Origin of the sequence: Actinomadura sp. 7K507 (assembly GCF_004348425.1) — a bacterium.
Lineage (GTDB): Bacteria > Actinomycetota > Actinomycetes > Streptosporangiales > Streptosporangiaceae > Spirillospora.
Genome location: NZ_SMKK01000359.1, coordinates 1 through 6816 on the forward strand (window position 1 = coordinate 1; position 6816 = coordinate 6816).

At 72.2% G+C, this 6816-nt stretch carries 7 protein-coding genes and 1 tRNA gene; 2 read left to right on the forward strand and 6 right to left on the reverse strand.

The window, feature by feature from the left end; genetic code table 11:
* Nucleotides 1–102 precede the first annotated feature (102 nt).
* Nucleotides 103–175 (reverse strand) — tRNA-Thr (locus E1285_RS42190).
* Nucleotides 176–287: 112 nt separating this feature from the next.
* Between E1285_RS42190 and E1285_RS42195 the strand changes: the two genes are divergently transcribed.
* Nucleotides 288–629: a YciI family protein gene (locus E1285_RS42195; protein WP_132160432.1), complete on the forward strand. Its 342-nt coding sequence runs from the start codon at nucleotides 288–290 to the stop codon at nucleotides 627–629.
* Here the strand turns inward: E1285_RS42195 and rlmB are convergent.
* The 5 genes from rlmB to E1285_RS42220 all read right to left on the reverse strand — a co-directional run bounded on the left by rlmB (nucleotide 626) and on the right by E1285_RS42220 (nucleotide 5717).
* On the reverse strand, nucleotides 626–1546 hold the full coding sequence (gene rlmB, locus E1285_RS42200; protein ID WP_132160434.1) for a 23S rRNA (guanosine(2251)-2'-O)-methyltransferase RlmB: 921 nt from the start codon (nucleotides 1544–1546) through the stop codon (nucleotides 626–628). The two genes, E1285_RS42195 and rlmB, sit on opposite strands and share 4 nt — an antisense overlap.
* 117 nt (nucleotides 1547–1663) lie before the next feature.
* A complete protein-coding gene (gene cysS, locus E1285_RS42205; protein WP_132160436.1) occupies nucleotides 1664–3052 on the reverse strand; it encodes a cysteine--tRNA ligase in 1389 nt (462 codons plus the stop codon).
* A 148-nt stretch (nucleotides 3053–3200) separates the two neighbouring features.
* Nucleotides 3201–4505, reverse strand: coding sequence for a DUF6596 domain-containing protein (locus E1285_RS42210; protein ID WP_243723438.1), 1305 nt, complete (start codon nucleotides 4503–4505; stop codon nucleotides 3201–3203).
* A complete protein-coding gene (locus tag E1285_RS42215; RefSeq protein ID WP_207947219.1) occupies nucleotides 4502–4858 on the reverse strand; it encodes a YciI family protein in 357 nt (118 codons plus the stop codon). The genes E1285_RS42210 and E1285_RS42215 overlap by 4 nt, the downstream gene beginning before the upstream one ends.
* Nucleotides 4859–4973: 115 nt before the next feature.
* The gene (locus tag E1285_RS42220; protein ID WP_132160440.1) at nucleotides 4974–5717 is read right to left on the reverse strand and encodes a DUF6585 family protein; all 744 of its coding nucleotides are present in this window, start codon (nucleotides 5715–5717) and stop codon (nucleotides 4974–4976) included.
* 229 nt (nucleotides 5718–5946) lie between these two features.
* On the opposite strand from E1285_RS42220, the gene E1285_RS42225 reads away from it, so the two are divergent.
* The coding region (locus E1285_RS42225; RefSeq protein WP_132160442.1) for a DUF2637 domain-containing protein at nucleotides 5947–6816 on the forward strand (870 nt) is incomplete at its 3' end.

Sequence of the window (6816 nt, forward strand, 5' to 3'; positions counted from 1 at the left end):
CCCCAGACCGGCGGCCGCGCTGGATGCCCACCAGCGCGCGGCGATGCCGTACCTGTCAGCAAAAGGGCCCTCTCCGGGATCGGAGGGGGCCTTTGACGTGGGAGCCGGCGAGGGGATTCGAACCCCTGACCTTCTGTTTACAAGACAGATGCTCTGCCGATTGAGCTACGCCGGCGCGGGCTCGTCCCGCATCGTAGTCGACTTGGTGGGGGTCCACGAAGTTTTTCGAGTGTGGTGTCGATGTGGGGGGAGAGCGTTCGTGTAGAGGTCGCGGGGAGGGAGGAAGCATGACGCTTTACGCGCTCAACGTGATCCAGCCTGCGGGCTGGAAGCCGCCGCCCGAGGTGCTGGAGACGGTCATGGCCGAGCTGGGGGTGGTACGGCGGGACCTGGAGTCGCAGGAAGCCTGGGTGTTCGGCAAGGCGCTGCAAGGCCCGGAGGCGAGCACGATGGTGCGGCTGCGGGGGGACGAGGTGGTCGCGGCGGATGGTCCTTGGGCGGAGGGTGAGGAGTTCATCGGTGGGCTCGTGATCGTCCAGGTGGAGGATCTGGACGCGGCGTTGCAGGTGGCGGCCAGGTACACGCGGGTGACCGGGCTGCCGGTGGAGGTGCGGCCGTTCCAGCGCTAGGCCGTGCGTAGGCGGCTGACCTCGTACAGGGCTATGCCGGCGGCTACTCCGGCGTTGAGGGACTCGGCCTGGCCCGGCATGGGGATCGTGACGAGCATGTCGCATGTGTCGGCTACCAGGCGGCCCAGGCCCTTGCCCTCCGAGCCCACGACCAGGACGAACGGGCCGGATGCGATGTCCAGGTCGGCCACGGTGACGCCGCCGAGCGCGTCCAGGCCGGCGACGAAGCAGCCTGCCTTCTGGTACGCCTTGAGCTGGCGCGTGAGGTTCGTCGCCTGCGCGACGGGGATGGTCGCCAGGGTGCCGGCGGACGACTTCCAGGCCCCCGCGTTGATGCCGGCCGCGCGCCGCTCCGGTACGACGACGCCGGCGGCGCCGAAGGCGGCGGCGGAGCGGACGATCGCGCCCAGGTTGCGCGGGTCCGTGATGCCGTCCACCGCGACGATCAGCGGAGCGGCGCCGGTGAGCAGGTCGTCGGGGTGCGCGTACCGGTACGGCTTGACCTGCAGCGCTATGCCCTGGTGGACGGCACCGTCCGTGAGGCGGTCGAGTTCGTTCTTGCCCGTCTCCAGGAGCGGGATCCGGCGGTCGGCGGCGAGCTGGATCGACTCGCGGACGCGGTCGTCGGTGTCGGACATCACGTAGAGGGTGGTCCCTGGGACGCCCGCGCGCAGCGCCTCGACGACGGGGTTGCGGCCGGTGAGCAGTTCGGGGACCTCGCCGTTGGAGCGTCGCGCCCCGGCGGGACGTCCCCGGGCGCGGTCGCCGCCCTCGGCGGCCTTCGCGCGGGCGCCCGGGCCCATCGTGGGGGTTCCGGTGCGCTTGGCGCTCTTCACGGCGCGGGCCTTCTGGCGCTTGCCGTGCCAGTGCCGGTCCTCGGCTTTGGGAGTGGGTCCCTTGCCCTTGCGCTTGGCCATCTTCTCGGTACGCCCCTCGCGACGATTGCGGCTCGCTCGCCCTCGTGGCTGTGGGGCGGCTCAGGTCTCAGCGGGACGGCCCCGCGAACATTCGATTTTATCCGCCATGCGCAGCGGTCAGTCGCGTTTCAGCTCCCAGCGGGGGCCCTGCGGGGTGTCCTCGACGAGGATGCCCGCCTCGGACAGGCCGTCGCGGATGGCGTCGGCGGACGCGTAGTCCTTGCGGGCTCGGGCCGCCTGCCGCTGCTCCAGCGCGACGGCGACCAGGGCGTCCACGACGGGGCGCAGGTCCTCCTCGCCGGTCTGGCGCCACGACAGCGGGTCGATGCCGAGGACGTCCGCCATCGCCCGGACGTCCGCCAGGTGACCGCGAACCGCGTCGTGATCGGCGGACGCGAGGGCGCTGTTCCCCTCCCGGACGGTCTCGTGCAGCACGGCCAGGGCTTGTGGGACGCCCAGATCGTCGTCCATCGCGGCGGCGAAAGCGGAGGGGACGGCGGCGGGCTCGACCGCGCCCAGGACCTCGGACGCCCGCGTCACGAAACCCTCTATGCGCTGGTAGGCGGAGACGGCCTCGGCCAGGGAGGCGTCGGTGTAGTCCATCAGCGACCGGTAGTGGGCGGAGACCAGGTAGTACCGCACTTCGACGGGACGGGCCTTGCCCAGCAGGTCGGTCAGCAGCACGACGTTGCCGACCGACTTGCTCATCTTCTCGCCGTCCACGGTGAGCAGCCCGTTGTGGAGCCAGTAGCGGGCGAAGCCGTCCCCGGCGGCGCGGGACTGGGCGATCTCGTTCTCGTGGTGCGGGAAGATCAGGTCGACGCCGCCGCCGTGGATGTCGAACGTGGCGCCCAGGTACTTGGTCGCCATGGCGGAGCATTCCAGGTGCCAGCCGGGGCGGCCCGGGCCCCACGGCGTCTCCCACGACGGCTCGCCCGGCTTGGCGCCCTTCCAGAGCGCGAAGTCGCGGGGGTCGCGCTTCGCGTTCTCGTTGGGGGTGTCCCCGGCGGAGCGCATGTTCTCCAGCCGCTGGTTCGACAGCGCGCCGTACTCGTCGGCCCACGACTTGACGTCGAAGTACACGTCCCCGGCGACCGCGTAGGCGTGCCCCTTCTCGATCAGCCGGCGCATCAGGACGATCATCTCCGGGACGTGCCCGGTCGCCCGCGGCTCGATCGTCGGCGGCAGGCAGCCGAGCAGGTCGTAGCCCTGGGTGAAGACCCGCTGGTTGCCCTCGGCGACCGCGAACCACGGCACGTCCCGCTCCGCCGCCACCGCGATGATCTTGTCGTCGATGTCGGTGACGTTGCGCGCGAACGTCACCTCGTAGCCGGACGCGCGCAGCCAGCGCAGCAGCACGTCGTAGATGGCGCCGGAGCGCAGATGCCCGATGTGGGGTGAGGCCTGCGGGGTCGCGCCGCACACGTACATCCCCACACGGCCCTCTTCCAGGGGCTCGAACGTGCGGACGCTACGGGTACCGGTGTCGTAAAGGCGCAGACTCACAGAGCCAGGCTATTGGATCGACGTACGGCGGCGTGCCGCTCTCGCGCAGCGCTCCCGCGTGTCCCAGCGAATGCGGAGGGGCCGCCCGGACAGGACGCCGAGTACGTCGCTTCCGGTCCGGCCACGAACACCTCCGCCCCGTTTTCGTTCATTGCTTGAGGCGGGCGGCGCGTGATTCCAGGTAGCGCTGTTCGGGGAGGCTGGTGGTGCTCTTGGCGGCCTGCCGGTACGCCTCCCGCGCGCCGTACGCGTCGCCGGCCATTTCCAGAAGGTGGGCCCGGACGGCCGCGAGACGGTGATGTCCGGACATGCGGTCGTCGTCGTGCAGCGGCCGCAGGAGTTCGAGGCCTGCCGCGGGACCGTCCACCATCGCCACCGCGACGGCCTCGTTCAGCGTGACCATCGGGTTCGGGGACACGCGCGACAGCAGCCGGTAGAGCGCGAGGACCTGCGGCCAGTCGGTGTCCTCCGGCCGCGGCGCCTCCGCGTGGACGGCGGCGATCGCGGCCTGGAGCTGGTAGGGGCCCGGCGGCGACCAGGTGAGGGCCTCGGTGATCAGCCGCGTGCCCTCCTCGATCGCGTCCCGGTCCCACAGCGTCCGGTCCTGTTCGGTGAGCGGGACGAGCAGGCCGCCGGGGCCGCTCCTGGCCGCCCGGCGGGCATCGGTCAGCAGCATCAGCGCCAGCAGCCCGGTGACCTCGCCGTCGTCCGGGAGCAGCCGGTGCAGCGCCCTGGCGAGCCTGATCGCCTCGGCGGTGAGGTCGGCGCGCTGCAGGTCGGGGCCGCTGGACACCGCGTACCCCTCGTTGAAGATGAGGTACAGGACGTGCAGGACGGCCCGGAGCCGCTCGTCCCGCTCGTCCGGCGGCGGCATGCCGAACCGCGCGCCCGTCGCCTTGATCCGCTGCTTGGCCCGGCTGACCCGCTGCGCCATCGTCGGCTCGGGGACGAGGAACGCGCGGGCGATCTGCGCCGTGGTGAGCCCGCCGACGGCCCGCAGCGTGAGCGCGACCTGCGAGGGCGGCGACAGCGCGGGATGGCAGCACAGGAACAGCAGCGTCAGCGTGTCGTCGTGGTCGGCGGGACGGTCCTCGCCGGGCGCGGGTTCGTCCCGTCCGGACGGCTCCCGGGCGAACACGGCGGCCTCGCGGTCGCGGCGGGCCCGCTCGCTGCGCCACTGGTCGGTGAGCCGCCGCGTCGCGACGGTCAGCAGCCACCCGCGGGGGTTCTCCGGAACGCCGTCCGCGGCCTCGCCCGCGTCGTCGGCGTCGTCCTCGGCGGCGGGGCCGCCCGTCCATTGGACGGCTGCGGCGAGCAGCGCCTCCTGGACTGCGTCCTCGCAGGCGCCGAACGCCCCGTGCCCGTGCCTCCGGACGAGCGTGCCCAGGACCTGCGGCGCGAGGGTGCGCAGCAGGTCCTCGACGTCCGGGGGCACCGGCACGGCGGCCGTCACATCTCCGTCCCGGACTGCCCCATGATCGCCCTGACCTCCATGTATCCGCCGAACCGGACGTCCGGCCAGCGTGAGGCGATCTCCACGGCCCGCTCGACCGACTCGCAGTCGACCGTGATGTACCCGGCGAAGTGCTCCTTGGCCTCCAGGAAGGGCCCGTCGGTCACGGCGGGCTGCCCGTCCTTCCCCCGGACGGTCTTGGTCGTGGACGGGTCGGCCAGCGCGTCCCCGCCGGCGAGCTCACCCGACTCGGTCAGCTCCTTCATCAGCGCGTCGACCTCGCCGAACAGCTCGTCGCGCTCCTGCTCGGTCAGCTCCTCCGCGAAACCGGGACGGTTGTAGATCAGCAGCATGTACTTCACGTGTGTTCACTCCCTGGTGGACTCGGGCCGCGGCCCGGACGGGGCCGCTCGTCACAGGTGGATCGGAGCGGCGGACGCTCTCTCGACATGCCCGCGACAACTTTTCTCAAGAATCTTCGGTCAGGTCCCTGACCTGGTGGCACAGCGCGGTGAACGCCAGTGCGTCCGGCATCTGCGCGGACACGGTCATCAGGTCCGTCCGGCCGGCGCACGCGTGCACGGTCACGAGGCCGTTGTGGATCGCGACGTCGTCGACGGCCCGCCAGGGAAGCCGCTCGCCGTCCTTCTCGACGCCGTCGAGGTCGACGGTGAAAGGCCCTACCGCCACGGCCTCCCCGGCCTTCACCGCGGCCAGGTGGCGCGCGACCATCCGGGACGTCACCTCCTTGGCGACCGCCACCCCGAGGGCCCGCACGTCCGGGAGCTCGTCGCCGAGCCGCATCACGCTCCCGTCGTCCACGACGATCGTGAAGGACCAGCGGGTGTGCCCGCCGTGACCGCCGCGCACCCCGGACACGGTGACGGAGACCAGCTCGTCCCACGTGTAGCCGGCCTCGACGCCCCGTCCGGTGATCGAGATGCCGCCCGTGTGGAGACGCACGACCCGGTTGCGGACGCGCGGGCGGTCACGTCCCACGATCCAGCCGACGGCGCCCGCGCACCCCATGGACAGCAGCAGCGCCGGGACGCCCGCCCACCACACGCCGTCATGCAGGTAGAGAACGGCCGCCGGAATGAGCGCCAGCGACACCGGCCCGAGCAGCAGCAGCCAGGCCCACGTGCGCCGGTCGCCGGCCCGGCCGTCGAAGGTCCGGACCGGCTCGCCGAGCCGATCCCGGGAATACGCCACCGCCGCGCGCTATCCGGCCCTGTGGGACCGCACGTCACCAACGGCCCTGCCGTCCGGCATCACTGCCTCCCTGGGCTGTCCCGATGTCCATCACGCGTTGCTCATACGGTACGTCTCATCGCATATCACGCGCAGCGGGAAGTGATCATCCGTAAGTGGGAAGCCGTCGCCGCACGGGCTGGCTAACCTCACTTGAGGACCCTCAGGCGCTTTCCCCGGAACGAGAGACATGCCATCTGATCCCACGCGGCCCGGCGGCCCCCGGTACACCCCCGCGCAACGGCGCCTGCTCACCGCCGTCGCGGGCCTCATCGTCGCCGCGCTGGCGGCCGGGGCCTACGCGCTGACCTACGACGTGATCCGCGAACTCGCCCTCGCCGGCGGCGTCGGCTCCCGCTGGGCGCCGCTGTACCCGGCGATGGCCGACACCCTCACCGCGATGACGCTCCTGGCCCTCGTGATCACCCGGAACGCCCGCTGGTGGACGCGGCTGCTGCGCTGGGCCCTGCTGCTCCTCCTCCTCGCCGGAGGCGCCGCGCTCTCCGTCCAGCACTCGGTCTGGGGCCTGTCCTCGCTCCCCGGGGACGCGGTCCGCGCGGGCGTCGCCGTCGCCCCGCACGTCATGCTGGTGATCGCGGTCTGGCTGTGGCTGACGATGTTCAAGCAGATCCGCGTCGCCCGTCCCGGCGCCGAGGAGCCCGAGACCGCCGAGACGCAGCGCGGCCACGTCAAGGTTCTGGAACCGGCGGCGCCTGAGCCACTCGCCTTGGCGGCCCCGCCGGACCCCGAGCACACCTCGGAGTCTCCCCTCGCCTTCCTGGACGACCGCGAACCCCTGATCCCCTTCCCGGAACCGACCCCGCACGAGCCCGACGCGCACGAGCCCGACACGCACGAGACGACCGACCACGAGCCGCCCCACCACGAGCCGCCCGCGCAGGAGCGGCTTGCGCGCGAATCGACCGGGTTCGAGGCCGTCATGGACGAGTTCGCCCTCGAAGAACCCGCCGCCTATGAGGGGTTCGTGGTCGAGGAGAGCCTGTCGTCGGAGCCTGCGCCGCCGCTGGACGCGCTGCCGGAACCGCGCCCTCCCCTCGAC

Bases quoted from the DNA above. Each gene is read 5' to 3' on its own strand.
- E1285_RS42195 (WP_132160432.1), top strand. From the start codon at position 288: ATGACGCTTTACGCGCTCAACGTGATCCAGCCTGCGGGCTGGAAGCCG.
- rlmB (WP_132160434.1), bottom strand. From the start codon at position 1,546: ATGGCCAAGCGCAAGGGCAAGGGACCCACTCCCAAAGCCGAGGACCGG.
- E1285_RS42215 (WP_207947219.1), bottom strand. From the start codon at position 4,858: ATGCTGCTGATCTACAACCGTCCCGGTTTCGCGGAGGAGCTGACCGAG.